Genomic DNA, 24,573 nt, shown 5'->3' on the forward strand with positions numbered 1-24,573 from the left:
TGTCTTAACGGATATGAGCCAGCGCATCGAGACCCTTGACGACCTTCACCGGCACCTGCAGTGGGCGATCGAGCTCGAGCACGCCACGCTCCCGCCGTACCTGTGTGCGCTGTACTCGCTGGACCCGGCGCGGAACCCGGATGCGGTCGAGCTGGTCAGCAGCGTGTTCGTCGAGGAGATGATCCATCTGTCGCTGGCGGCCAACCTGCTGAACGCCGTCGGCGGCGAGCCGCGCCTGGACTATCCGGGCATGCTGCCCGGGTACCCGCGCCGCCTTCCGCACGGTCAGGTCGAGCTGTCGCTGTTGCCGTTCGGCCCGGAGGCGCTGGAGATGTTCCTGCGGCTCGAGAAGCCCGAGGCGCCGGGCTCACCGGCCGAGAGCGATCACTACGAGACGATCGGGCAGTTCTACGACGCGATCGAAGAAGGCCTGCGCTACTTGTGCGAGACGCTGGACGAAGAGAAGGTGTTCTCCGGCGACTCGGCGCGTCAGGTGACGGCGGGACCGTTCCAGCACACCGGCGGCGCAGTGCAACCCATCACCGATCTCAGGTCGGCGCTGGCCGCGCTGGACGAAATCGTCGAGCAGGGGGAGGGCACGTCGCGCGGCGAGGTCTGGGACGGCGACCACGACATCTTCCACCCGGACCGCGACGAGGTCGCGCACTACTTCCGTTTCATGGAGCTCAAGCTCGGCCGGCGCTACCAGCGCGGCGACACTCCGGAATCCGGTCCGTCCGGCGAGCCGATCACGCTCGACCTGGCAGGTGTGTCCCCGATGCAGCCGAACCCGCACCGATCGGACAACGCACAGATCCGCGCCGCGCAGGAGGAGTTCGACGACTCCTACTGCACGCTGCTGTACGTTCTCGAGCAGGCGTTCACCGGCGAGCCGACACTGATCCGCGACTCCGTCCGCGCGATGTACGGCCTCAAGGCCGAGGCGCTGAAGCTGATGCAGCTCAGCGAGGACGATCGAACGGTGGCCGGCCCGACCTTCGGCTACGTCGATCCGGAGCAGCGCCGCTGAGCAGCAGACAACTGAGAACCCGCTGAGACGTTTCGCAGAAAGAGCCGCCTCCAGTTCGCCATTTGTTAACGTTCGGTCTTCACCTGACCGTACATTCCTTCCTAATGTATTAACCATGGACACACCGCCCGCTGTCCGTGCCCGCGGAATCACCAAGTACTTCGGTGAGGTCGTCGCGCTCGACGGCGTCGACCTCGACGTCGCACCAGGCCAGATCCACGGCATTGTCGGACCGAACGGCGCCGGCAAGACCACGCTTCTCGGCCTGTTGCTCGGACTCGCCGTCGCCGACCGCGGCACGCTCGAAATCCTCGGTACGCCGGTAGGCCGTGCCCTCGCCGTCTCGGACGGCGTGGCCGGCTTCGTCGACGGCCCCGGCCTCTACCCGTCGATGACCGCCAAACAGAACCTCACCGCCCTGGCAGCACTGCGCGGTGACCCGACACAGACGATGAACATCGACGAGGCGATCGCCCAGGTCGGCCTCACCGATGTGGCCGACGACCGCGTCCGCGGCTTCTCACTCGGGATGCGCCAGCGCCTCGGCCTCGCCGCCGCCCTCCTCACCAAGCCCAAGCTGCTCATCCTCGACGAGCCCTCGAACGGCCTCGACCCGGCCGGCAAGAAGCACGTGTACGGCGTACTCACCCGCCTGGCCGCAGACGGTACGGCGGTGATGCTCTCGAGTCACCGGATGGACGACGTCGAGCAGCTCTGCTCCGAGGTGACGATCCTGTCCACCGGCCGGGTCGCGTTCTCCGGCCCGATCAGCAAGCTGGCCTCCGAGGACAGCGAGCTCGACTACCGCGTGCTCACCTCGAAGCCGGCAGCCGCTCGCCGGATCGCCCGCCAGACGCACGGGATCCGGCTGCGCGACGACGAAACCGTCAAGGACGGTGTAGAGCTCCTGATCATCTCGGCGCCGATCCCGTCGCTGGACGAGTTCGTGAAGCAACTCGTCGACGACGGCATCGCAGTACGCGAGCTGGCACCGGTCGTCTCGCCCCTCGAAGCCGCGTTCCTCGCCCTCACCGAGCAGCAGGAGACCAACTGATGACGGCCACCGCCGCCACCACCATAGATGCGCCCGTGGCCCGGAAGGTCTCGGTCGCCCGCGGGTATCGCTTCGAACTCGTCAAGCTGCTCTCGCAGTGGCGGGTCCGCGTCCTGATCATCGCGTGCTGGCTGGCCCCCGCGGCCTTCGTCGCGATCATCAGCCAGCAGGCCTCGCTCCCGGTCGACACGCTGTTCGGCCGGATGATGCACGCGACCGGATGGGCCGGACCCCTTGTCCTGCTGGGCTTCTCGGGATCGTGGGCGCTGCCGCTGCTGACGTCGCTGATCGCCGGTGACGTGTTCGCGTCCGAGGATCGGCTCGGCACCTGGCGCCACCTGCTGGTGGCGGTCCGCTCGCCGCGCCGCATCTTCGTCTCGAAAGCACTGTCCAGTCTGACCGTGATCCTCGTGCTGGTGATCGGGCTGGTCGTGTCCAGCACGGTCAGTGGCCTGCTGGTGATCGGCAACCGCGAGCTGATCGGTCTCGACGGGCACTTGCTCTCGCCGGGGCACGCGGCCGGGGCGGTCTTCCTCGCCTGGCTGTGTGCACTCGCTCCGACGCTGGCCCTGGCTGCGATCGGCCTGCTCGGCTCGGTCGCGCTCGGCCGGTCGCCCATGGGTCTGCTGCTCCCAGCAGTGGTCGCGCTGGCGATGCAGATCGTCCAGCAACTGCCGGTCCCGGTCGCCTTCCGCCTCGCCCTTCCCGGCTACGCCTTCATCAGCTGGAACGGCCTTTTCACCAGCCCGGCCCAACGCGGGCCGCTGCTGATCGGAGTCGCGGTCAGCCTGGTCTGGGCGATCGCCGCGACCGGCCTCGCCTACTTCCTCTTCGTACGCCGTGACTTCACGAACCCGACGCACGACGGCTCCGGCCGCCGGGCGTTGACGGCCGGCCTGCTGCCGCTCGTCGGACTGCTCGTAGTCAGCACCGCGGTCATCGCTCCGGTGAGCGGCTTCGGTTCGGGCATCGACCAGGACAAGGTGCAGAAGGCCGTCGCGGTCGAGTTCGCGCATCTCTACCGTCTGCAGACCAAGCAGCTCAATCGGGCCGATGTCACCGAGGAGCAACTGCAGAGTGCCGCCGAGTGCACCAAGGGCGGCGACCAGGTCGCCGCCCGCGGGCCCGGCAACGACTGGCGGTGCGTCGTCAGCTGGCACATCCCCGGGGTGGCAGTCGCCGGCTCGGCGATCTACCAGCTCGACATCAACCCACTCGGTCGGTACGTGTCCGACGGGGACGGACCGAAAGAAGTCAACGGCTTCTTCCTGGTCCGGACCCCATCGGGAGACGAACCGAACCCACTGTGGCAGTTCGACGGCAATATCGAACTGCTACCTGCCAAGTAAGACCAACCCGAAGGGATAGCTCCCATGCAGGTAACACGCCGCCGCAGGCGTGACGAAAAGGGCTCGTCGAGTCGCCTCCGGCGCAGAGTACCACTGGTAGCAGCGGGCACTACGGCTGTTGCCGTGACGCTCGCAGGCACCGCTGTCGCCTCGACAACCGGCTTCGGACACGACCAGGTCGGCCAGGTCACCGACAAGGGCCAGGTCATTTCATCCGACCAGTACATCAAGCCGCTCGGCGACCGTCTCGTCCTCCAGAAGGGCAAGATCATGTCGTCCACCACGAGTCCGGACGGCAGCCACCTGGCCGCCGGCGTGACGGACGGCGGGATGGCGCTGGCGATCGTCGACCTGAAGAACTGGAAGGTCCAGCAATACGTCGGCAACAACGCCGCCGCGGACCTGAAGATCCCGGGCAACGACATCGGCCAGGAAGGCCCGACGTACTCGCCCGACGGCAAGCAGCTGTGGCTCGGTCAAACCGACGGCTACCGCAAGTTCGACGTGAACGCGGACGGCTCGCTCGCGAACCCGACCTTCGTCTCGATCGCCGCCGACGGCGCCAAGCACGCCCTCGCCAGTGAGGCCGTCTTCTCGGCCGACTCCAAGACCGTGTACGCCGCGGTGAACGGCCAGAACCGGGTCGTCGCGATCGACGCGGCCAGCGGCACGATCACGCAGAGCTGGGCGACCGGCAACGCGCCGCGCGACATGGTGATGGTCGGCAGCAAGCTGTACGTGACCAACGAGGGCGGCCGGACCGCGCGGCCCGGCGACTCGACGCTCGACTCGTACGGCACGCCGGTCGTCGCGAACCAGAACTCGATCACCACGACCGGTACGGTCAGCGTGATCGACACCAAGAACGCGGGTGCCGCCGTCGGCAGCATCCCGGTCGGTCTGCACCCGACCGCGGTGTACGCCAAGAACGGTGCCGTGTTCGTCGCGAACACCTCCAGCAACACGGTCTCGGTGATCAACACCAAGTGGGACAAGGTCGCCCAGACCATCACCACCCAGCCGTGGGCCGAGGCCAAGGTCGGGTACGAGCCGAACGGCATCGCGCTGACCGACGACGGCCACCTGCTGGTCTCGCTCGGTCGCGCGAACGCGGTCGCGGTCTACAAGTTCCGCAACCCGCTGGAGCCGGTGAGCTACGTCGGCCTGCTGCCGACCGACTACTTCCCGGCCGAGCTCGCTCAGGTCGGTAAGGACATCGTCGTCTCGAACACCCGTGGTATCGACGCCCGTCGCGACACCACGGCCGCCGGCCGCGGTACGCACGACACCACGTCGAGCCTGACCAAGTTCAAGCTGCCGGACGACCACGCGATCTCGAAGTACACCGCCACGGTCTTCGCACAGAACGGCTGGACCAAGAACTCGGCTCAGCTGGCCACCGACAAGGGGCACCGCGCCCCGGTCGCGGTCCCGGCCAAGCTCGGTGACCCGTCGACGATCAAGCACGTGTTCCTGCTGGTCAAGGAGAACCGGACCTACGACCAGGTGTACGGCGACATGCCGGAGGGCAACGGCGACCCGGCGCTGACGCAGTACGGCGAGAACGTGACGCCGAACCAGCACGCGCTGGCCAAGCAGTTCGGGCTGTACGACAACACCTACGACGTCGGCACGAACTCCGCCGAGGGCCACAACTGGCTGATGCAGGCCGACAACCCGGAGTACACCGAGTCCTCGGCCGGCGAGTACCTGCGCAGCTACGACACCGAGAACGATGCCCTCGGCCACCAGGCCAGCGGCTTCATCTGGACCGGGGCCCAGGCAGCCGGCAAGACCGTCAAGGACTACGGCGAGTTCCTGTCGATCGAGCAGAAGCCGGCCGGTGCGAGCTGGCAGAACCTGTACTGCGACACCAAGCAGATGCAGACCGGCGCCGACACGAAGTACCCGATCCAGGTCGGCTCGGCGATCCCGTCGCTGAACAAGGTCGCGGTCCAGGGCTTCCCGCAGTTCGACACCACGGTGCCTGACATCTACAAGGAACAGGTCTGGGAGAAGGACTTCAAGAAGAACGGTCCGGCGAACCTGAACATGTTCTGGTACTCCAACGACCACACCGGCGGGACGGCGAACGGCCCGGCGCAGGTGGCCGACAACGACCTGGCCGTCGGCCGGACCGTTGACGCGATCACGCACAGCAAGTACTGGAAGGACTCGGCGATCTTCGTCGTCGAGGACGACTCGCAGGCCGGGCTCGACCACATCGACGGGCACCGGGCGCCGATCCAGATCATCAGCCCGTACGCGCAGCACGGCGTGACGGACAGCCACTACTACACGCAGATCACGATGATGCGGACCATCGAGCAGATCCTCGGGATCCACCCGATGAACCAGAAGGACACCGCGGCCACCCCGATGTTCGGCGCGTTCACCAACAAGCCGAACTACTCGACGTTCACCACGGTCCCGAACCGGACCTCGCTGACCGGCGGCGTGAACCCGCTGCCGGCCTGCGGCGCGGACGTTCCCGCGGCGCAGAACCCGAACGTCGCGGCGGCTCCGACGGCGGCCGTGCCGGCCGGCATGGAGACGATGGCGGCGACCTGGTCGGCGTGGAAGGACCAGCAGCGGACCACCGGCCCGAACGCCAAGGCCGACTTCGCGAACCCGTCGCAGATGAACCACTACGACTGGTACGAGGCGCACAACTGGGCAACGCCGTACCCCGGTGAGGCCAAGATCGTCGCCCCGAACGACGTACCGGGCGCGATCATCCCGGCGAACGAGAACGACGGCTGATCGCAACCACGTGTTAAGACAGGGCCTGTAGAACCACTGCATGCCTAAGCGAGCGCGGGCGTCGCGCCGGATCGAGCAACCTGCCGATCCGGGCGACGTCCGCGTCGTCGGTTACGGACCCGGCGACGTTCCGGTGGTTCCGGACAAGTACGCCGAACTGCCTGTGCACACAGAGAAATCCGGGCGGGTCGATCACTGGAACGACGAGCTGATGACCCCGGAACCGTCCTCGGTGTACGTCGTCGACAAGCGATACCTGTACGTCACCGACAGCGCGGCCCGGGTCACCCACGCGGAGGGCTGGCTCGGCTGGCTGCCGTCGGACAAGAACGAGGCGCGCCGCAACCTTGACGCGCAACGCGAGGCCGGCAAGCCGGATCGGGAGCGCAACGACGACGGCGGCCACCTGTTCGGGACCGTGTTCGACGGGCCGGGGGAGTCGATCAACCTGACCGCGCAGTCCCGGTCGCAGAACCAGGCGGTCAAGGGCAGCCCGGACAACTGGCGCCGGATGGAGGAGAGCTGGCAGGCGCTGCGCGCATCGGGGGTGCAGGTGCACGCCGCCATCGACGTCCGGCATCAGAACGGTACGACGCTGCGGCCGTCGAGCCGGGCCGTGATCGACCGCCACGAGGGTCGCCGGTCGCCGCGGCGTATCTTCAGGGAGACCAAACCCACCGGCAGGGGAGCGGAATGACCGAGATCGGCGAGATCGACAAGATCGCCCGCGCGCTGGTCAGCGGCCTGCCGGCCGGGTGGCGTGAGGTGACCGCGGTCTATCGCGCGACCACGACGTACGCCGAACTCGACGCGACCGTCGACGGCGAGCAGGTCGATCCGCTGCCCGATGCGCTCGAGGACCACTTCGAGGCGTTGCGGCGGGAGATGTACCAGTCGGGCCGGGGCACCTGGCTGACGGCGTCGATCAGTGTCACGTCGGACGGGCACTTCGCGACCGACTTCGACTACGAGACCGAGCCGGCCTGGTCGATGCCTGTCGACGCAGGTATCTACGCGGCCGAGCTGGCCGAGTTCCCGCGTGACGACGTACCGGCGTGGATGCGCATCTAATTCGGTGGCGGTGCCCGAAGGGCGCTGGTAACGTCGCGAGCCTGTCTTTTTCGGGATCGAATCGAACCGGATGGATCAGCTCCGGGGCGGGACCCATGTTCACGATTCGAGGCACTCTCCCATGGCCGAACTCGAGGCCGAACGGGCCTTCCTGACCACTGCCCAAGTCGCTCTCCACCGGATGTACGCCGAGGTCGTCGACCGCGACGTCCAGGTGATCGGCGGCGAGGACAACGACGAACGCTTCACCAACGAGGCCAACCAGCGGGCCAAGGAGATGCGCACCCACGCGCTCCTCGACCTGCCCGACGTACCGCTGTTCTTCGGCCGGCTCGACTACGAGCAGGGCACGATCCCCGACCTCGACCAGATCTACATCGGACGCCGGCACGTCCATGACGGCAGCGGCGTACCGCTGGTGATCGACTGGAGGGCGCCGGTGTCGGTGCCGTTCTACCGGGCGACCCACAGCGACCGGCAGCGGGTGCTGATGCGCCGCCGGTACGGGTTCTCGGACCACGCCGAGCTGACCGGCTTCGAGGACGAGCCGCTGACCGGCGTCATCGAGACCGATCAGGCGGATGCCTTCCTGCGGGCCGAGATCGAGCGGCCGCGCACCGGTCCGATGCGCGACATCGTGGCCACGATCCAGCCGGAGCAGGACGACCTGGTCCGCGCTCCGCTGCACCCGAGCGTCTGTGTGCAAGGCGCGCCCGGCACCGGCAAGACCGCCGTCGGCCTGCACCGGGTCGCGTACCTGCTCTACACCGAACGCGAACGCCTCGGCCGCGGCGGCGTCGTGATCGTCGGCCCGAACCGCTCCTTCCTGTCGTACATCCGCAAGGTCCTGCCCGCGCTCGGCGAGGTCGACGTACGGCAGATCACGATCGACGAGCTGATTACCCGACCGACCGTCGCGATCGACGAGACCGAGGCCGAGCGGCTGAAGGGCGATGCCCGGATGGCCGACGTACTGCGGCGCGCGTTGTGGTCGTACGTCGGTACGCCGACCGAGGGAGTCCTTTACAGCAAGGGATCCCGGCGTTACCGGGTGCACGACTACGAGGTCGTAAACATCGTGTCGGACCTGCGTGAGTCGACCCGCTACGCGCCCGGCCGGAACGCGCTTGCGCAGCGGATCGCTCACGTCGTACTGGTCCGGATGGAGGAGCGGGCGGAGTCACCGGACGACCGCGTGCAGAACGCGGTCGCCCGCTCGAAGCCGGTGAAGGACGTGCTCGACTCGGTCTGGCCGCGCGTCGCACCCGAGCAGATCCTGCATCGCCTCCTCTCCAATGCGGAATTCCTGGCGCAGGCCGCTCCGGCGCTGACCGACGAGGAACGCACGGCGCTGCTGTGGAGCAAGCCGGTCCGATCGTGGAAGTCGGCGAAGTGGTCGTTCGCCGACACCGTCCTGCTCGACGAGCTCGAGGACCTGATCGAACGGCGTACCGGCTCGCTCGGTCACCTCGTCCTGGACGAGGCGCAGGACCTGTCGGCGATGCAGCTGCGGGCGCTGGGCCGACGCTGCCGGACCGGTTCGGCCACTGTGCTTGGCGATCTGGCGCAGGCGACGACGCCGTGGGCCGCGGGGTCATGGGACCGCGTCCTCGGTCATCTCGACAAGAGCGACGGTGTGGTGGAGGAGCTCGACCGAGGGTTCCGGGTGCCTGAGCAGATCATCCGCTTCGCGGCGAGGCTGCTGCCCGAGATCGCTCCGACCCTGAGTACGCCGAGCGGCGTCCGGACGGTCGCTGACGCGTTGAGCGTCGTGCCGGCCACTGAGTCGACCCTCGCGGACGAGGTCATCGCCGCATGCAAGTCAGCGCTCGCCGGCGAAGGCTCGGTCGCCCTCATCGCCGCGGACGACCAGGTCGCGAGGCTGCGCGACGCGATCGCCGCCGCAGGCCTCGAGGTCGCCCTGATCGGCGAGACCGAGGACGAGATCGACACCGTCCGGCTCGTCTGCGTCCCGGCAACCCTCGCGAAGGGCCTCGAGTTCGACGCGGTCATCGTCGCCGAGCCCGCCCACATCGTCGCCGCCGAGCCCCGCGGCCTCCACCGCCTGTACGTCGTCCTCACCCGAGCCGTCAGCCGCCTCCAGATCATCCACGCCGAGCCGCTTCCGGGTGCCCTGGGCTGATCCCCTCGCACAGCTATCGTGGCGCGATGAAGCTCTTCGTGGTGGTCGTGATCGTGCTGTTCGCGGCCGGACTCACCTGGGGCATCGTCGCGCTCGTACGCCGGCAGCGGTACATCGACTCGTTGCGGCAGCGTGGGTGGAGCTTCGTCAACAGTCCGACGTTCGATGCCGTTGCGCGGTTGAACAATCCGCCGTTCGGGCTCGGTTTTGTGCGGAAGCCCGATGACCAGATCACCGGGCTGACCGCGCAAGGTCGTCCGTTCCAGGTGATCGAGTACAGCACCTCGCACTGGTCGGGCTGGGTCGGCATGGTGACGTTGTCGCGGCGGCTTCCCGAGTTGTGGATCACCGGCGGCGACACCCGTCCGCGGTACGGCGTTCTCGCGCACGCCGTGCCTGCTCCGCCGCAGCTCGGGCCGGGCTGGCAGGTCGGTGCGCTCGAGCCGGACTTCGCCGCGGAGCTGATGAATCCGCAGGTGTGTTCGCAGCTGAGCGCGATGGCGGCGGGCCTGCCGGGGTTGAACGTGGGCATCGACAGCGATCAGCTTGTGGTGCTGAACCCGCCGCGCGAGAAGCCCGACCTGCTTGCCGCGTGGCTGGAGCAGCTCGGTGCCGTCGCAATGGCGATCGACGCGGCGCCGCTGGACCGCTGGATCCAGCCGGAGCCGCAGCCGCGGCTGACGTTCTATCACCACCCGGACTGGTACTGGATCGGCGTCGACGACAGCCTGCTGGAGTTCACACCGGTGAACCGTGGCGGGCACGCCCACAGCACCAGCGAGGTCATCCGTGGCCGGGACGGCGACGGGCCGCCGTTCGTCGCGTTCACGCACCACTGGAAGACGACGCGGACCGAGTCGTACACCGACAGCGAGGGCCGCACGCAGACCCGGACGGTGACCGAGAACCACAGCGAGCCGATCCTCGGGTTCCAGTTGCCGATCCGGATGCCGCGGCTGGAGGTCGGGCGGAAGGGGTTCGGCGGCGGGATCAGCTTCGAGAGCGAGGCGTTCAACCGCCAGTTCGCGGTGCACTCGCCGGACGTGAAGTTCGCGTACGACGTGATCCACCCGCGCCAGATGCAGTACCTGATGGCGAACCCGCCGGCCTCGTTCACGATCGAGGAGGAGTGGGCCTGGTTCTCGCCCGGCGAGCACAGCCAGCCCGCGATCGCGGGCTGCTCGGCGTTCGTCCGCGGCTTCCTGGCCCGGGTCCCGCGATTCGTCTGGCGGAATCTCGGTCTCCCGGATTCGCCCTACCCAGCCCCTGAGATATCGCCGGTTCCGTAGCGGGAATGCGATTACCCTCGGCGCGGTTGCGTCTTTGGGTGTGGCTCCATGGATGAGCCACGAGTCTTGGGAGGCATCATCACTACGCATGCGGCCCTGCTACCGGTCGAGCGAACCTCGGCGGGTACAGGTCAACATACCGGCCAACGAACCCTGGTCATCTTCGGCGCCAGCGGCGATCTGAGCTCGCGGTTGCTGCTGCCCGGTCTGGGTAGTCTGCTCGCCGGAGCGCGGGCGACCAGTGTGCGCATCATCGGGACCGGCCGGTCCCAGCTCGCAGCGGACGAGTGGACGGATCGGGTCCGGTCGGCCTTCGAGTCCCGCGGCGAGATCAGTTCGGCGGCAGCGGACACGCTGGCAACGACGGAGTACGTCGCCGGTGACCCGACCGAGGTCGAGCACCTCCGCGCGCTTCTGGAGCTCGCGGGTCCTGCGCCGGTCCTGTACTTCTCCCTCCCGCCGGCCGTGACGACCGCGATCGTCGAGAAGCTCCGCGGGCTCGAGCTGCCGGAAGGGACCGAGCTCGCGTTCGAGAAGCCGTTCGGCACCGACGCCGAGTCCGCCGCCGAGCTCAACCAGCTCGTCGGCTCGCTCGTGCCCGAGGAGAACGTGCACCGCGTCGACCACTTCCTCGGTCGGACCGCGGTCCTGAACCTGATCGGCCTGCGGTTCGCGAACCGTCTGTTCGAGCCGGTCTGGAACGCCGAGCACATCGAGAGCATCGAGATCGTGTACGACGAGACGCTCGGCCTCGAGGGCCGCGCGCAGTACTACGACAACGCCGGCGCGCTGGTCGACATGATCCAGAGCCACCTCCTGCTCGTCCTCGCACTGCTCGCGATGGACGCACCGGCGACGATGGACGCCGTCGAGGTGCGCAGCGAGATGGCGCGTGCGCTGCGCAGTACGCATCTCTACCGCGACTCCGCGATCGAGGCGGGTCGGCGGGCCCGGTACGCCGCGGGGATCGCGGACGATCGCGTGGTTCCGTCGTACGCCGATGAAAGCGGGGTCGACGCGGAGCGGGGGACCGAGACGCTGGCCGAGGTGATGGTCGAGGTCGACACGAACCGCTGGGCCGGTGTGCCGATCACGCTGCGCTCGGGCAAGGCGCTCGGGGTCGCGCGCAAGGAGATCGTGGTCAAGTTCAAGCCGCTGCGGCACCTGCCCTCCGGTCTGAACGGCGCGCGCGACGGCGAGACGCTGCGCATCGGTCTGAACCCGGGCGAGCTGTCCCTGTCCGTCCCCGCGCTCGGTGTCGACGGCCCGTACACGATGGGCCAGGTCTTCCTCGACGCGACGCTGCCGTCGTCCTCCGTCCTGCCGTACGGCGAGGTGCTCAGCGGCATCCTCCGTGGCGACCCACTCCTCTCGGTGCGCGGCGACGTCGCTGAACGGTGCTGGGAGATCGTCGAGCCTGTCCTCGCCGCGTGGCGCGCCGGCGAAGTACCCCTCGACGAGTACGACGCAGGCTCGAACGGACCGGCGACCTGGAAGTAATCCGGGCCGATATCGCACAGAATCTTGACACGGTTAAGTAAATAGAACCAATATCCTATCCGATTCGGTTCTCTCAGAGAGGTCACCGCCATGACCAGATCCGTTCGGAGCAGGAGGGTGCGGACCGTGCTTACCGGTCTCGCCGCCGCCGTACTGCTGCCGGCAGGTTTGACGGCTACAACGTCCGCAGCAGCACCCGAGACCACGCCCCCGATCGCGCCGAAGACGGCTGCCCCGCAGCAGGCCGTCCAGGCTCCGGCGGTTGCGACCAGCAGCGTCCAGTCCACTGTCCAGTCCGGCGGCCCGGCCGGCGATATCGCGCTGCACCCGTACATGGGGTGGAGCAGCTACAGCATGCAGGTGTACGACGGCGCCGGGAACTGGATCTCCGCGAACCAGTTGATCAAGCAGTCCGACGCGATGCACAAGAAGCTCCAGCCGTACGGGTACAAGAACATCAACATCGACGCCGGCTGGAACGACGGGATCGACGCGTACGGCCGGCCGGTGCCGAGCAAGAAGCTCTACCCGAACGGGCTCCAGGCGGTGATCGACCACATCCACGCCAACGGCCAGAAGGTCGGCCTGTACGCGATCCCCGGCATCGGCAAGGAGGTCATCGACGCCAACCTCCCGGTGTACGGCGCTCCCGAGTGCAAGACCGGTGACCTGCCGGTGCAGCCGCTGCAGAAGGCGGACTACTGGGGTATCGGCTACAAGATCGACTTCTCCAAGCCCTGCGCGCAGAAGTACATCGACTCGATCGCCGACCTCTTCGGCTCGTGGGGCCTGGACTTCCTGAAGTTCGACAGCGTCACGCCCGGCTCGGGGATCAGCGACCTGTCGCTCGACGCCCGCGGTGACGTGAAGGCGTGGTCCGCGGCGCTGGCCCGGCACAAGATCTGGCTCGAGCTGTCCTGGGCGGTCGACATCAACTACGCCGACACCTGGAAGCAGTACGCGAACGGGTGGCGGATCGAGTGGGACGTCGAGTGCTACTGCCCGGGCGTCGCGCTGACGCAGTGGCAGAACATCAACCGGCTGTTCCCGAAGCTGGCGGACTGGTGGCGCTACGCAGGGCCGGGCGGCTGGAACGACCTCGACTCGCTCGACGTCGGCAACGGCCAGATGGACGGTCTCACCAAGGACGAACGCCGTACGGCGGCCACCCTGTGGGCAGTCTCGGCGGCGCCGATGTACGTCGGCAACGACATGACCCGGCTGGACGACTACGGCGTGAGCCTGCTGACGAACCCCGAGGTGATCGCGGTCAACCAGGCCGGACGCCCGGCGCAGCCGCTGTCGATGAAGACCAACAAACAGGTCTGGTACTCGCTCAACCCCGACAGCAGCTACACCGTTGCCTTGTTCAACCTCGGGCAGACCGACTCCGACATGACGGTCAACTGGTCCGACCTCGGCCTGACCGGCCCCGCGAAGGTCCGCGACCTGTGGGCGCACAAGGACCTCGGCCAGTTCGCGAGCGGCTTCACCGGCAAGGACATCCCGATTCACGGCGTCCAGCTGCTGAAGGTCACGCCGCAGAAGGGGTCCTCGATCCGCGTCAACGACGACGACCTGCGGGTCGCGTACGACGGCGCGTGGCAGCGCAACAACAACTACGAGGTACCGGCGGTGTCCGAGCCGCTGGCCGTGACGGTCACCGACTCGTCGCAGGCGAAGACCGCGGACGCGGGTTCGCGGACCCTCGAGGTCAACAACGACGACTCGCAGATCACCTACACGGGCAACTGGCACCAGAGCACGGGACGAGGGCTCGGTGACTACAAGGACGACGTGGCGTGGTCCGAGACCGACGGCGACTCGTTCTCGTACAGCTTCGTCGGCACGGGCGTCGACTACGTGACGGAGACCGATCCCGGACAGGGTGACGTCGACATCTACATCGACGGTCAGTTCAAGCAGACGGTGAGCACGTACCTGGATCCGTCGCAGGGACACAACAAACCGCAGCAGGTCGTCTACAGCGTCTCGGATCTGCCGAACGGCTCGCACACGATCCGCGCGGTGAAGAAGTCCGGTCAGTTCATGCTGCTCGACAAGCTGAACATCCGGCAGGAGAGCCTGCTGAACCCGGACTCGGCGACGTTCGACAAGAGCGCCCCGGCCGACGTCAGCGTCGAGCTCGGCCGCGATCCCGGTGAGCTGGCAGGCATCTCGAACGCCGGCCATGACCTGGTCAAGGGCACCGACTACACGGTGGCCGGCAAGGTCGTGACGATCAAGGCGGCGTACCTCGCGACCTCGGCGGCGGGCAACGTGCCGCTCGACTTCCGGTTCCGGGGTGACTACCGCGACGACATCCACGCCACCACGACGAACGGCGCGGCGGTCAACTTCGCCTTCACCGGCACGGCTGTCGCGTGGAGCACGGAGCTCGCTCCGGACCAGGGCAACGCCGACGTCTTCATCGACGGCAAGCTCGTACGCCGGGTGAACCTGCACGGCGACGCCCGCGTGACCAACCAGCAGGTGTTCAGCGCGACCGGCCTCAAGAACGGGCCGCACACGCTGCGGATCGTCAAGGTCGACGGCGACGTACTGCGTAACGACACGGTCAGCTACGCGATCGCCAAGTAGCACGCAAGACGGGCGGGCGGTGGTCCGGACGGACCGCCGCCCGCCTTCTTGTTGTCGGCATCACAAGGTCTGACTGACTGATCAGTCAGTTACTTTGTTAGGCTTGCCTGTGGGGGATCGATCTGGCATCCCTGTCGATCGAGCGAGGTGCCGCCTTATGTCGTTGAGCGATATCACCGTCCCGCGCCGGCGCAGCCGTCGGCGGCGGGAAGACTCCAAGTTGGTCGACCATGTCGACCGCCTCGGCGAGGAACATCCGCCGATTCCGCTCGAGAGCGTCGACTACACGATGAAGCGTCCGCGGCTGCTGGCCGAGCGCTTCGGGTCGGTGCTGGCCTACATGACCCGGGTCGAGCTCGAGGTCGAGCGGAACGTGCTGGAGCTGAACATCCTGCTGCCGGATCCGCCCGAGGTCGACCGGCGGTTCTACGCGGACGTGTGGATGCCGCAGGAGACGCGGCACGGCTTGATCCTGGACCAGATGCAGGAGCTGGCCGGGATCGAGGCGCACGAGCCGAACCTGACCGACGTCGACTTCCGGCTCAAGCTGCTCGGTGCGCTCGGCAAGGTGCCCGGCGTACAGGACATCAGCCGGATGCTCTACTACCTGACCGGACTGGCGACCGAGCGCTCCGCAGTGCTTGCCTACAACAAGCTTCATTCCGGATTGCTGGAGCTGGGCGAGCGGGCGATCGCCGCGACCGTGGTCGCGCCGATCAAGCGGCAGGAGCCGGGGCACTTCGCCTACTACCAGATGGCGGCGCAAGAGCTCTGGGGGCAACTCTCCGGCTGGCAGCGGTGGCTGACCCGCGGGCTGCGGAAGCGTACGTTCGATGTTGTGGGTGCCTACAACAAGCTTCAGCGGACCCAGTTCGGTGACGTGATGCATGCACTGGACATCAGCAGGGGCGGCGAGGACGACCTGCGGGAGTACGCGCAGAAGGTCGGGCGCGCCGAGTACGAGCTGATGTTCGCGCACCGGCGCGGACTGCGCGTGCCGGACTACGTCTTCAAGGCGCTGCGGCGATCCGCGGAGCTGGCTGCCGAGCGGAAGGGTGAGGCCTGGCCAGCCGCTGAACGAACCGGATCATGACCGCCCCCGCGCACGCGCGTCACACCAAGCGGCAGGTCATCATCGAGACTGCCGAGCGGCTGTTCGCCGAGCACGGGTACGACGCGACGTCGACGGCGCGGATCGCGCACGAGGCCGGCGTGCCGTCCGGCCTGGTGTTCTACCACTTCGCGACCAAGCTCGACCTGTTGCTCGCGATCGTGCAGGAGCGCCCGACGCCGAGCGAGGTACTGCGGTCCGCCGCCCGCGGCCGGACCGTACGAGGGCGGCTGCAGGCGATCGTGGCGACGATGGCCGAGGAGCTGGAGCACGATCGCGCCGCCCGGATCATCGTGTTCCGGGAGGCGCAGGGCCGGCCGGAGATCGCGGAGCGGGCGGCCGAGTTGTTCGCCGAGGCGACCGGGACGGTGGCCGACGTACTGCGTGGAGCCGATGACGTCGTCGCGGAGCCGGACCGGGTGCAGACGGCGGCTGAGCTGGTCGTCAGTCGGGTCTTCCTCGACACGGTCGCGCTCGGTCAGGCCGAGACCGCGGCCGAGCGGCACGAGGCGATGATCGATCTGGTCGCGGATTCGCTGACCACACCGGGCGGGCGCGCCCAGCAGGACTGAGCGCGCCGCCCTCATCAGGTCATGTCAGGTCAGGCCCAGGGATCGAACGGGATCCCGGACGGCTTGGACGCGTTCAGCAGATTGCGGAAACGGTCGTCCTTGTCGGTGATCTTGATCGTGGCCGAGCCGAAGTCGGCGTTCATCAGGATGTCGCGAAGCGACGTGCTCGGGTAGCCGTTCCAGCCGACCAGCGGCGGGTACCGCCAGTTGTGGTAGTGGTTCTCCGGCGGCTCGTCGTTGCTGTTGGCGAGGCGGAAGAAGTGCGTGCTCGCGCCGTCCTTGTGGTAGACGACCTTCGGGTGCGATCCGTCGAAGCGGACCTGCGAGCGGGCGTAGGTGACCTGGCTCGAGTGCTGCGTCGTGGTCACGTATTCGACCTGGTTCGACGCCTGGTTGATCCAGGAGATCACGTGCTCCCAGTCGTGCCGGTGGCCGCCGAGGCTGCTGCCGGGCAACGCCTGGTCCTTCTCGAAGTAGCTGGCGTACACGACCGCGCACCAGCCGTTGTTGCACTTCTCGCGGGAGTAGGTCTGTGAGTTGTCGAGGTCGGACTGGTCGCGGCAGTTGCCGTTCACGGCGCCGGTCGGGTTGAGGCCGGGGTTGAGCGTGCCGTCGGCACCGATGGCGGGAGTCGCGTAGCAGCCGTCGGTGTCGTAGTCGTACGCCGGCGAGAACGACTGCTCGTACCCGTCGGCGTTCTGGGGGAGGTTCGGCGGCGGGGCGGCGAACGCCACTGCGGCCGAGGTGACGATCAGGGCGGCGGTTCCGAGGACCACGCCGAGCGTGCGGCGGGCGGACACTTTCATCGAATGCTCCTTCAGAACTTAGTTCAGGGCGGAAAGGAACGGCACGAGGATGCCAGTCGCGGTACACGTGCGCCTATACGTCACGTGCCTACAGGTTGACGGTCTGTGAACACCCGGAATTAGTGGGGTGCCAGGTCTCGTATTGGTAGTGCAGAGTGGGGTCTGACACCTGCCGGCTGGGGATGCTGAGGAGCGACGGCAGGTGGTTCCTGGGGAGGAACAGCCGTGCCTTTTGAGGAGAAGGCGGCGCCGCCGCCTGCGTTGCCAGATGGATCAATGCCGACCTACGCCGGTCACGGGCTGCCAGGGAGCACCAACGGCGAGCCACCGTTGTCGCCGTTCGGCTGGGGTCCAAGCCTGAACTACTTCGACACCAAGAGCATCCGCAGCCGAGCACCGGTCGGCAGCGTGCTGCCGTTCATTGCTCTGCTCGTGCTGTACGGCGGGATCGTGTCCGCGCTGCTCACAGCACTTGCCGTCCGCGCCTGATCGTTCGGCGCGCGTGTGAGCCCGCGCCGGACGAGAATGGGCTAGTGCGGTTTCGAGTGCTGGGGGCGGTCGAGGCGTCGATCGACGACGTCCGCACGGTGATCCCCGGGGAGCGCGTCCGGACTCTGCTGGCCGCGCTCCTGCTGTGACCGGACCAGGTCGTCGCCGATGAGCAGTTGCTGTACGACGTGTGGGGCGAGGACCTGCCGTCGAACCCGCGGGCCGCGATGCAGGCAGCGATCTCCCGGCTCAGGCGCGCGCTGAGCCGGGCTGAGCTGCGGAACGACCGTCGGACTGCCCGGCACGCCGCGGACCTCCTCCGGGACGTCGGTTCGAACATGTACGTCGCCAGGATCGCGCATCTGGCCGAGTAGTTGCTGTTGGCATCATGCTGAGGACAGGAGGTGTGATGCAGCTGGACGGGAAGGTTGCTCTGGTCACCGGTGCATCGGCGGGGATCGGTGCGGCCGTTGCTGAACGGCTCGCAGCAGCGGGCGCTCGGGTGGTGGTGCACGGGCGCGACGCGGAGCGAAGCGGTCAGGTTGCGGCGCGGGTTGACGGAGTACCGATTCTTGGCGACCTCGCTATGCCTGGTGTTGCTGCTGAGGTCGCGGATGCTGCGCTGGCTGTTCATGGGCGGATCGACGTCCTGGTCGCGAACGCCGGGCTCGGGTGGTCCGGGCCGTTCGTGCAGATGCGAGCCGAGGAGATCGATCATCTGGTCGCGCTGGATCTGCTGGCGCCGCTGCAGCTGGTCAGGTGCTTGCTTCCGTCAATGGTCGAGCGGGGCAGCGGGCACGTCGCGCTGGTCGGCTCGATCGCGGGTCGTACGGCGGTTGCCGGTGAAGCCGTGTACGCCGCCACCAAAGCCGCACTCGACATCTTCGCCGAGAGCCTTCGGCTCGAGATTCGTGGTAGTGGTGTATCCGTGAGCCTGACTGTCCCGGGCGTCGTCGACACCGGTTTCTTCAGCGCTCGCGGCCGGCCGTACGACCGCGAGCGCCCGCGCCCTGTGCCCGCGGGCGACGTCGCGAGGGCGCTGGTTGATGGCATCACCAACGACCGCGCCGAGATCTGGATTCCTCGTTGGTTGCGCGTCGCCCCCGCCGTCCGCGCGCTTGCGCCGGGACTGTACCGGCGGCTGTCGGCCCGGTTCGGCGAGCAGGTGATGCCACGATGAGGCCACGGTGAGGCCACGGTGAGGCCACGGTGAGAGGCATCGTCGTACCGTCGGCCGACGCGTTCTTCCTGCACATCGAGCGGACCGGCGCACCGCAACACGTCGGCGGCATCGTCGTCCTCGAACCGTCCGACCGACGGCCGACGATCGACGAGGTCCGCAAGCTCGTTGCCGACGGCTTCGCGCAGTTGCCGCGGATGCACCAGCGCCTCGGACCGACGTCCCGCTGGCGTCGGCCGCGCTGGATCGAGGCCGACGCAGTCGACCTGGACTGGCACGTCGTCGAGCACCGGTCCACCGACGGGTACGCCGGTCTGCTGCGCTACGTCGGCGACCTTGCAGAGCAGCCGATGCCCAGAGACCGTCCGCTGTGGCGGATCGCGATCGTCCGCGATATCGGCCCGGGGGGCGCCGACGGGCTGGTGGTTCTGGTCCATCATTCGATTGCCGACGGCATCGGAACGGTTCTGCAGGCCCTCAGCCTGTTCGAGCCGCCGACCAAGATCGCGTTGCCCTCCGGCGCTGCTCCCGGCCGGCTGGCGCGAGCCGTCGCGACAGCCGTCGGCCTCGCCCAACTCGCAACGGACGGTACGGCGGCCAAACTGCCGCCGAGCTCCCTGCGCCGCGAGTTCGACACCGCGGCGGTCGAGCTCGACGTCGTACGACGAGCCGCGTCCGCCCGCGGCGTACGCGTCACCGATTTGCTGATCGCCCTGCTGGCCGACAGCGTGTACGCCGTCGCGCCCGGGCTCGCAGAAGCGGTGAACGGGCACCTGCGCTTTTCGGTGACGACGATGGTACGAACGCCGGACAGCGCAGCGGAGGGCAACGCGACGGCCGCGATCATGGTCGAGGTGCCGGTGGACGGACGTCCGTTCGACGAGCTGCTGACCGAGGTGTCAGCGCGGACGAAGCGACTGCAGCGGCCGACGCGAGCGCTGGCTTCCCGGTTCGTGCTGGCGACTGGGCTGCGGATCGTGCCGGAGCCGTTCGCGCGGTGGTTCGCGCCGACCGTGTACGGGCAACGATTCCTGCACGCGGTGGTCTCGAACATGCCCGGCACGACCGAACAGATGTCGTTCGCGGGTGTGCCCCACGATCGGGTGTATCCGATCCTGCCGCTGGTGCCGGGGACTCCGCTCGCCGCCGGCGCGCTGAGCTGGACAGGCATCCTGGGAGTCGGTCTCGCGACCGATCCGCAGCTGATCGACGGTCCGGCGCTGGCCGCTCACCTCAACCAGGCGTTGGCGCGGTTAAGGACCGGGCCACTCGAGGGCGAGGAAGAGGCGCGCGCGTGATTCAGGGTCGTCCAGGCGATCGCCGTACAAGGCCCTGAGCCGGGCCATGCGATAGCGGACCGTCTGCGGGTGGATGCTCAGCTCACGGGCGATCGCCTGCCGGTCGCCGAAGTGTTTCAGCCAGCTGGCCAGCGTTTCCGCGAGCCGCTCGCGGGCGGCCTCCGTCTCGCCGTCGAGCGGCGCGAGCATCTCCTCCCGCAACGCGGCCACCAGGGCTTCGTCCCGCCAAACGATCAGCGCGTCGAGATGCTCGTCCGCGAACACCGGGTCATCGGTGAGTACGCCGGTGTTGCGCAACCGGACCGCGATGCGGGCGATCTCCAGACTGCGCGGGAGCTGAGCCAGCGCGACCGAATTGCCGACCACTGCGCCCATCCCGGCGAGCTCGCGGCTCAACTGCAGACGGCGACCCGGACCGGACGGTTCCGGAATGATCGCGCCGACCACGACCGCGTTGCGACGAATCGGCAGCGCACCGGGCTCGAGCCGGGCCACCAGCGTCCCGGCCGACTCCTGGTCGCCGTCGCTGTAGATGACGACCGCTGCGGTCTCAGGGATGCGCCAGGCGGCCTGCTGCGCGGCGGTCCGGATGGCTTCCGTGCCGGCCCGTCCGGAGAGCAGCAGGTTGGCGAGATCCTCGCGGCGGCGTTCGCGCGCCATCGCGTCCTCGATCTGCTCCTGCAGATAGCCGTTCGCTGCGGAGAAAGACAGTTGGTTGACGAACACAAAGACCGAGTCGGCCAGCGCGGCGAGATTGTCCGGCGCGAAGTCCAGGCGGAGTGCGGTGGCGGCGACATGCCGCCAGGCGACCCGGGCGCCGAGCTGAAAGGCTGTCAGCAATCGGGTGAGATCGTTGCCCTCCTGCAGTTGGCGTCGCCCGATCTCCTCGAAGACCCGCCGTACCGTCTCGTCGGCGCGGTCGAGGGTGGTCTGTTGCGGGTTGGCCAGGTTGGCGATCGACATGTCCAGCAGGCGATGCACGAACAGCTCGGCAGGCTTCACGACCGCGTCCCGGTCGGTGTCGAGAAAGGCAGCGTAGTCCGGCCAGTGCTCGACCAGCCGGTCCCGCACTTCGGCCACCAGGTCAGGTAGTCCGTCGAGCAAAGCGTCCTCGAGCCGCGCGCGGTCGAAGGTTGCGATGGTCATTGAAGACTCCTCCGGGGGAACCAATCAAGCCCAACTGTAATCCCGTGACAAATTCTGTCCCGCCGAATGTTCGTCACCGGGGCAGACTTGGCATGAAACCGCTTCCCATCATGGAACTGTGCATCCAGACGGACTGCAGAACGTAGCTTCCGACCGGCAACTGGGCAGAAAGGAACACACCGAGAACTTTCCTGTCGCACTGAAGCTCCTGCCCGCCGCGCACCGGGAGTCGCTGCACGCTGTCTACGGCTACGCGCGGACCGTCGACGAACTCGGCGACAGCTACGCGGGTGACCGTAAGGCGGCCCTGCGCGCGTTCGCGATCGACCTCGATCGCATCTGGACCGATGGCGAGCCGGAGCATCCGGTGCTGCGCCGGCTGCGCCCGATCGTCCGGCAGCACGACCTACCGGCGGATCCCTTCCACCACTTGATCCAGGCCAACCTGCAGGACCAGACGGTCACGCGCTACCGGACCTTCGAGGACCTGATCGGCTATTGCCGGCTGTCCGCCGATCCCGTCGGCCGGATGGTGCTCGGCGTCTTCGACGTCCACGATCCCGAGACCGAGCGCCTGTCCGATCTGGTGTGTACGGCGCTGCAGCTGGTCGAGCACTGGCAGGACGTCGCCGAGGATCGCCGCGCGGGCCGGATCTACCTGCCGCAGGCCGACCTCGCGACGTACGGCGTTGCTGAGACCGATCTCGATCAGGGCAAGGCGACCCAGGAACTCCGCGACTTGATGACTTTCGAGACGGCGAGGGCCGAAAAGATGCTCGACGACGGTGCGACGATCGTTGGCCGGTTGCACGGCTGGGCGCGGATATCGGTGGCCGGGTTTGTGGCCGGCGGGCAAGCGACGGTGAGGGCGTTGCGTTGTACCGGAGGCGATGTGCTGGCTCAGCAGGCCCAGCCGTCCAAGCTGGATACCGTCCGCCTGCTGGTACGGGCGGTCGCCCGATGACGTCGACCGTAGCGGAGGCGTATGCCGCCTGCCTGGACATCACCCGGACCGAGGCACGCAACTTCTACTACGGCATCCGGCTGCTGCCACCGCCGAAACGCAACGCCCTGTCGGCCCTGTATGCGTTGGCGCGGCGGATCGACGACATCGGCGACGGTGACCTGCCGCTGGAGGAGAAGCGCACGGCACTTGCTGGAGTACGCAAGGATCTCGGTCGGCTCGGGGACGTCGACGAGCCCGTGTACGTCGCGGTTGCCGACGCGGCGCGCCGGTATCCGGTGCCGCTTGGTGCTTTCGAGGAGCTGGTCGCGGGGGTGGAGACTGACCTGGCCGACGTACGCATCGGTGATTTCGATGAGCTGGTCGTGTACTGCCGGCGCGTCGCGGGTTCCGTGGGTCGGCTGTGTCTGTCGATCTTCGGCCCGACCGGATCGTCGGACCTCGAGACGCTCGCCCTGTACGCCGACCAGCTCGGTATCGCGTTGCAGCAGACGAACATCCTCCGCGACATCCGCGAGGACCTGACCAACGACCGGATCTACCTGCCGGCCGACGAACTCGAACGCTTCGACGTCCGGATCGAGCTCGACGAGCACGGCAACCTCGACGATCCACAAGGCCGGCTGGCCGGCTACATCCGGTACGCCGCCGGCCGCGCGCAGGACTGGTACTCGCTCGGCTGGCGTCTGCTGCCGTACCTCGACTGGCGTAGCGGCGCGTCCTGCCGGGCGATGTCGGGGATCTACCACCATTTGCTCCGCCGGATCGGAGCGAATCCGGTGTTGGTGTACGACCAGCGTTTGTCGTTGTCGGCGGGGGAGAAGGCACAGGTCGCGCTCGCCTCGCTCGCGGGAGCCCGCTCATGAGGAGGGTCGCGGTCGTCGGAGGTGGTCTGGCGGGGATCACCGCGGCGCTGCAGTTGGCTGATGCCGGGTGTGAGGTGGTGCTGCTGGAGGGGCGGCCGAAGTTGGGCGGACTGACCCATTCCTTCGAGCGGGACGGGCGGTGGATCGACAACGGGCAGCATGTGTTCCTTCGCTGTTGCACGTCGTACCTCAGGCTGCTTGATCGGCTTGGGGTGCGGGATCAGGTGCAGCTGCAGTCGCGGCTCGACGTGCCGGTGCGGAGTGGGAAGCGTCGCGGCGTCGGGCGGATCCGGCGGAACGGAATGCCGGCGCCGTTGCATCTCGGTCCGGCGCTGGCGACGTACCGCTGGTTGAGTTTGGCTGAGCGGGTTGCTGCGGTGCGAGGCGCGTTGGCGATGGGGCGGGTGGATCGGACGGCTGCGGAGACGGATGCGCAGTCGTTCGGCGGTTGGCTGGCGGCGCACGGGCAGGACGCGCGGACGGTGGAGGCGCTGTGGGAGTTGATCGGGATCGCGACGCTGAACGCGCGTGCCGACGACGCGTCCCTTGCTGTCGCGGCGACGGTGTTCCAGGTTGGTCTGCTTGAGCGGAGTGATGCTGCTGATATCGGGTGGTCGTTGGTGCCGTTGCAGCAATTGCACGGGGAGGCTGCTGCACGTGCGCTGGCGGCTGCAGGTGTTGCTGTCCGGTTGCGGGCGCGGGTACGGGCTCTGGACGCGGTGGATGGTGCGTGGGCGATCGAGGGGGAGCGGTACGACGACGTCGTACTGGCGGTGCCGCCCTCGGATGCCGCGGGCCTGCTGCCGGACGATGCGGTGGACTTGCCGGCCGGGTGGGCGGAGGCACTCGGCAGCTCCCCGATCGTCAACGCTCACGTGGTGTTCGACCGCGTGGTGCTCGACGAGCCGTTCGTTGCCGGCGTCGACAGTCCACTGCAGTGGGTGTTCGACCGGACCGTCCAGAGTGGAAGCAATCCGGCCGAGCAGTACATCGCCGTCTCGTTGTCGGCGGCCGATGAGCTGATCGACACCCCGGTTGCCGAACTGCGCGACGTGCTGGTGCCTGCCCTCCGGCGGCTGCTCCCCGCGGCCGCCGACGCGCGTGTGAAGGAGTTCTTCGTGACCCGAGAGCGACATGCCACCTTCCGGCCGGCACCAGGCACCGGCCGTTTCCGCCCCGACGCGACCACCAACCGCCCCGGCCTGCACCTGGCCGGCGCCTGGACCGCCACTGGCTGGCCCGCCACCATGGAAGGCGCCGTCCGCAGCGGCGAAGCAGCCGCAACCTCCGTCCTGACCCGAACCGCGGAGCCGGCAGTTGGGGATGTGGTCCTGTGACGGC

21 protein-coding genes are annotated in these 24,573 nt (G+C 68.0%); 19 read left to right on the forward strand and 2 right to left on the reverse strand.

Annotation, left to right across the window (positions count from 1 at the left end; translation table 11 throughout):
• The first annotated feature begins 13 nt into the window (after positions 1-13).
• The 12 genes from EV645_RS30705 (at position 14) to EV645_RS42380 (ending at position 16,483) form a co-directional block, all read left to right on the forward strand.
• Positions 14-1,030: a ferritin-like domain-containing protein gene (locus EV645_RS30705; protein ID WP_198681955.1), complete on the forward strand. Its 1,017-nt coding sequence runs from the start codon at positions 14-16 to the stop codon at positions 1,028-1,030.
• A 115-nt stretch (positions 1,031-1,145) separates the two neighbouring features.
• Entirely contained in the window at positions 1,146-2,084 is a 939-nt protein-coding gene (locus EV645_RS30710) for an ABC transporter ATP-binding protein (RefSeq protein WP_130447546.1), read from the forward strand.
• Positions 2,084-3,433 (forward strand): ABC transporter permease, encoded by a 1,350-nt coding sequence (locus tag EV645_RS30715; RefSeq protein WP_130447547.1) that lies wholly within the window; start codon positions 2,084-2,086, stop codon positions 3,431-3,433. Before EV645_RS30710 ends, EV645_RS30715 begins: the two co-directional genes overlap by 1 nt.
• A gap of 123 nt (positions 3,434-3,556) precedes the next feature.
• Positions 3,557-6,196: an alkaline phosphatase family protein gene (locus EV645_RS30720; protein WP_242000769.1), complete on the forward strand. Its 2,640-nt coding sequence runs from the start codon at positions 3,557-3,559 to the stop codon at positions 6,194-6,196.
• A 40-nt stretch (positions 6,197-6,236) separates the two neighbouring features.
• Positions 6,237-6,893 carry a DNA/RNA non-specific endonuclease gene (locus tag EV645_RS30725; RefSeq protein WP_130447549.1) on the forward strand — a complete coding sequence of 219 codons (657 nt, stop codon included), beginning with the start codon at positions 6,237-6,239 and terminating at the stop codon, positions 6,891-6,893.
• Complete coding sequence (locus tag EV645_RS30730) at positions 6,890-7,267, forward strand: antitoxin YezG family protein (RefSeq protein ID WP_130447550.1); 378 nt, start codon at positions 6,890-6,892, stop codon at positions 7,265-7,267. Before EV645_RS30725 ends, EV645_RS30730 begins: the two co-directional genes overlap by 4 nt.
• Before the next feature lie 121 nt (positions 7,268-7,388).
• Positions 7,389-9,410, forward strand: coding sequence for a HelD family protein (locus EV645_RS30735; protein WP_130447551.1), 2,022 nt, complete (start codon positions 7,389-7,391; stop codon positions 9,408-9,410).
• 26 nt (positions 9,411-9,436) lie between these two features.
• Positions 9,437-10,699, forward strand: coding sequence for a hypothetical protein (locus tag EV645_RS30740; RefSeq protein WP_130447552.1), 1,263 nt, complete (start codon positions 9,437-9,439; stop codon positions 10,697-10,699).
• 48 nt (positions 10,700-10,747) lie between these two features.
• Entirely contained in the window at positions 10,748-12,199 is a 1,452-nt protein-coding gene (locus tag EV645_RS30745) for a glucose-6-phosphate dehydrogenase (protein ID WP_130447553.1), read from the forward strand.
• A 90-nt stretch (positions 12,200-12,289) separates the two neighbouring features.
• The gene (locus EV645_RS30750) at positions 12,290-14,800 is read left to right on the forward strand and encodes a X2-like carbohydrate binding domain-containing protein (RefSeq protein WP_157997184.1); all 2,511 of its coding nucleotides are present in this window, start codon (positions 12,290-12,292) and stop codon (positions 14,798-14,800) included.
• A 157-nt stretch (positions 14,801-14,957) separates the two neighbouring features.
• Positions 14,958-15,893 (forward strand): GTP-binding protein LepA, encoded by a 936-nt coding sequence (locus EV645_RS30755; RefSeq protein WP_242000770.1) that lies wholly within the window; start codon positions 14,958-14,960, stop codon positions 15,891-15,893.
• The gene (locus EV645_RS42380; protein WP_198681956.1) at positions 15,890-16,483 is read left to right on the forward strand and encodes a TetR/AcrR family transcriptional regulator; all 594 of its coding nucleotides are present in this window, start codon (positions 15,890-15,892) and stop codon (positions 16,481-16,483) included. The genes EV645_RS30755 and EV645_RS42380 overlap by 4 nt, the downstream gene beginning before the upstream one ends.
• 29 nt (positions 16,484-16,512) lie before the next feature.
• Here EV645_RS42380 and EV645_RS30765 read toward each other — a convergent pair whose 3' ends face one another.
• A complete protein-coding gene (locus tag EV645_RS30765) occupies positions 16,513-17,289 on the reverse strand; it encodes an NPP1 family protein (RefSeq protein ID WP_130447554.1) in 777 nt (258 codons plus the stop codon).
• A gap of 225 nt (positions 17,290-17,514) precedes the next feature.
• On the opposite strand from EV645_RS30765, the gene EV645_RS30770 reads away from it, so the two are divergent.
• The 4 genes from EV645_RS30770 (at position 17,515) to EV645_RS30785 (ending at position 20,256) form a co-directional block, all read left to right on the forward strand.
• Complete coding sequence (locus EV645_RS30770) at positions 17,515-17,778, forward strand: hypothetical protein (RefSeq protein WP_130447555.1); 264 nt, start codon at positions 17,515-17,517, stop codon at positions 17,776-17,778.
• 176 nt (positions 17,779-17,954) lie between these two features.
• Positions 17,955-18,152: a hypothetical protein gene (locus EV645_RS30775; protein WP_130447556.1), complete on the forward strand. Its 198-nt coding sequence runs from the start codon at positions 17,955-17,957 to the stop codon at positions 18,150-18,152.
• A gap of 35 nt (positions 18,153-18,187) precedes the next feature.
• Positions 18,188-18,958: an SDR family NAD(P)-dependent oxidoreductase gene (locus tag EV645_RS30780; protein ID WP_130447557.1), complete on the forward strand. Its 771-nt coding sequence runs from the start codon at positions 18,188-18,190 to the stop codon at positions 18,956-18,958.
• Between the two features lie 29 nt (positions 18,959-18,987).
• Positions 18,988-20,256 carry a wax ester/triacylglycerol synthase domain-containing protein gene (locus tag EV645_RS30785; protein WP_130447558.1) on the forward strand — a complete coding sequence of 423 codons (1,269 nt, stop codon included), beginning with the start codon at positions 18,988-18,990 and terminating at the stop codon, positions 20,254-20,256.
• Here EV645_RS30785 and EV645_RS30790 read toward each other — a convergent pair.
• Positions 20,212-21,402 (reverse strand): PucR family transcriptional regulator, encoded by a 1,191-nt coding sequence (locus tag EV645_RS30790; protein WP_130447559.1) that lies wholly within the window; start codon positions 21,400-21,402, stop codon positions 20,212-20,214. The two genes, EV645_RS30785 and EV645_RS30790, sit on opposite strands and share 45 nt — an antisense overlap.
• Positions 21,403-21,520: 118 nt before the next feature.
• Here EV645_RS30790 and hpnC point away from each other — a divergent pair, with 118 nt between their 5' ends.
• Genes hpnC through hpnE form a run of 3 tightly spaced genes read left to right on the forward strand, consistent with a single transcriptional unit; the run spans position 21,521 to position 24,569 of the window.
• A complete protein-coding gene (gene hpnC / locus EV645_RS30795) occupies positions 21,521-22,366 on the forward strand; it encodes a squalene synthase HpnC (RefSeq protein WP_242000771.1) in 846 nt (281 codons plus the stop codon).
• On the forward strand, positions 22,363-23,232 hold the full coding sequence (locus tag EV645_RS30800) for a squalene/phytoene synthase family protein (RefSeq protein WP_130447560.1): 870 nt from the start codon (positions 22,363-22,365) through the stop codon (positions 23,230-23,232). The genes hpnC and EV645_RS30800 overlap by 4 nt, the downstream gene beginning before the upstream one ends.
• Positions 23,229-24,569 (forward strand): hydroxysqualene dehydroxylase HpnE, encoded by a 1,341-nt coding sequence (gene hpnE / locus EV645_RS30805; RefSeq protein WP_130447561.1) that lies wholly within the window; start codon positions 23,229-23,231, stop codon positions 24,567-24,569. The genes EV645_RS30800 and hpnE overlap by 4 nt, the downstream gene beginning before the upstream one ends.
• Positions 24,570-24,573 lie beyond the last annotated feature (4 nt).

The organism is Kribbella rubisoli, from assembly GCF_004217145.1.
GTDB classification, from domain to species: domain Bacteria; phylum Actinomycetota; class Actinomycetes; order Propionibacteriales; family Kribbellaceae; genus Kribbella; species Kribbella rubisoli.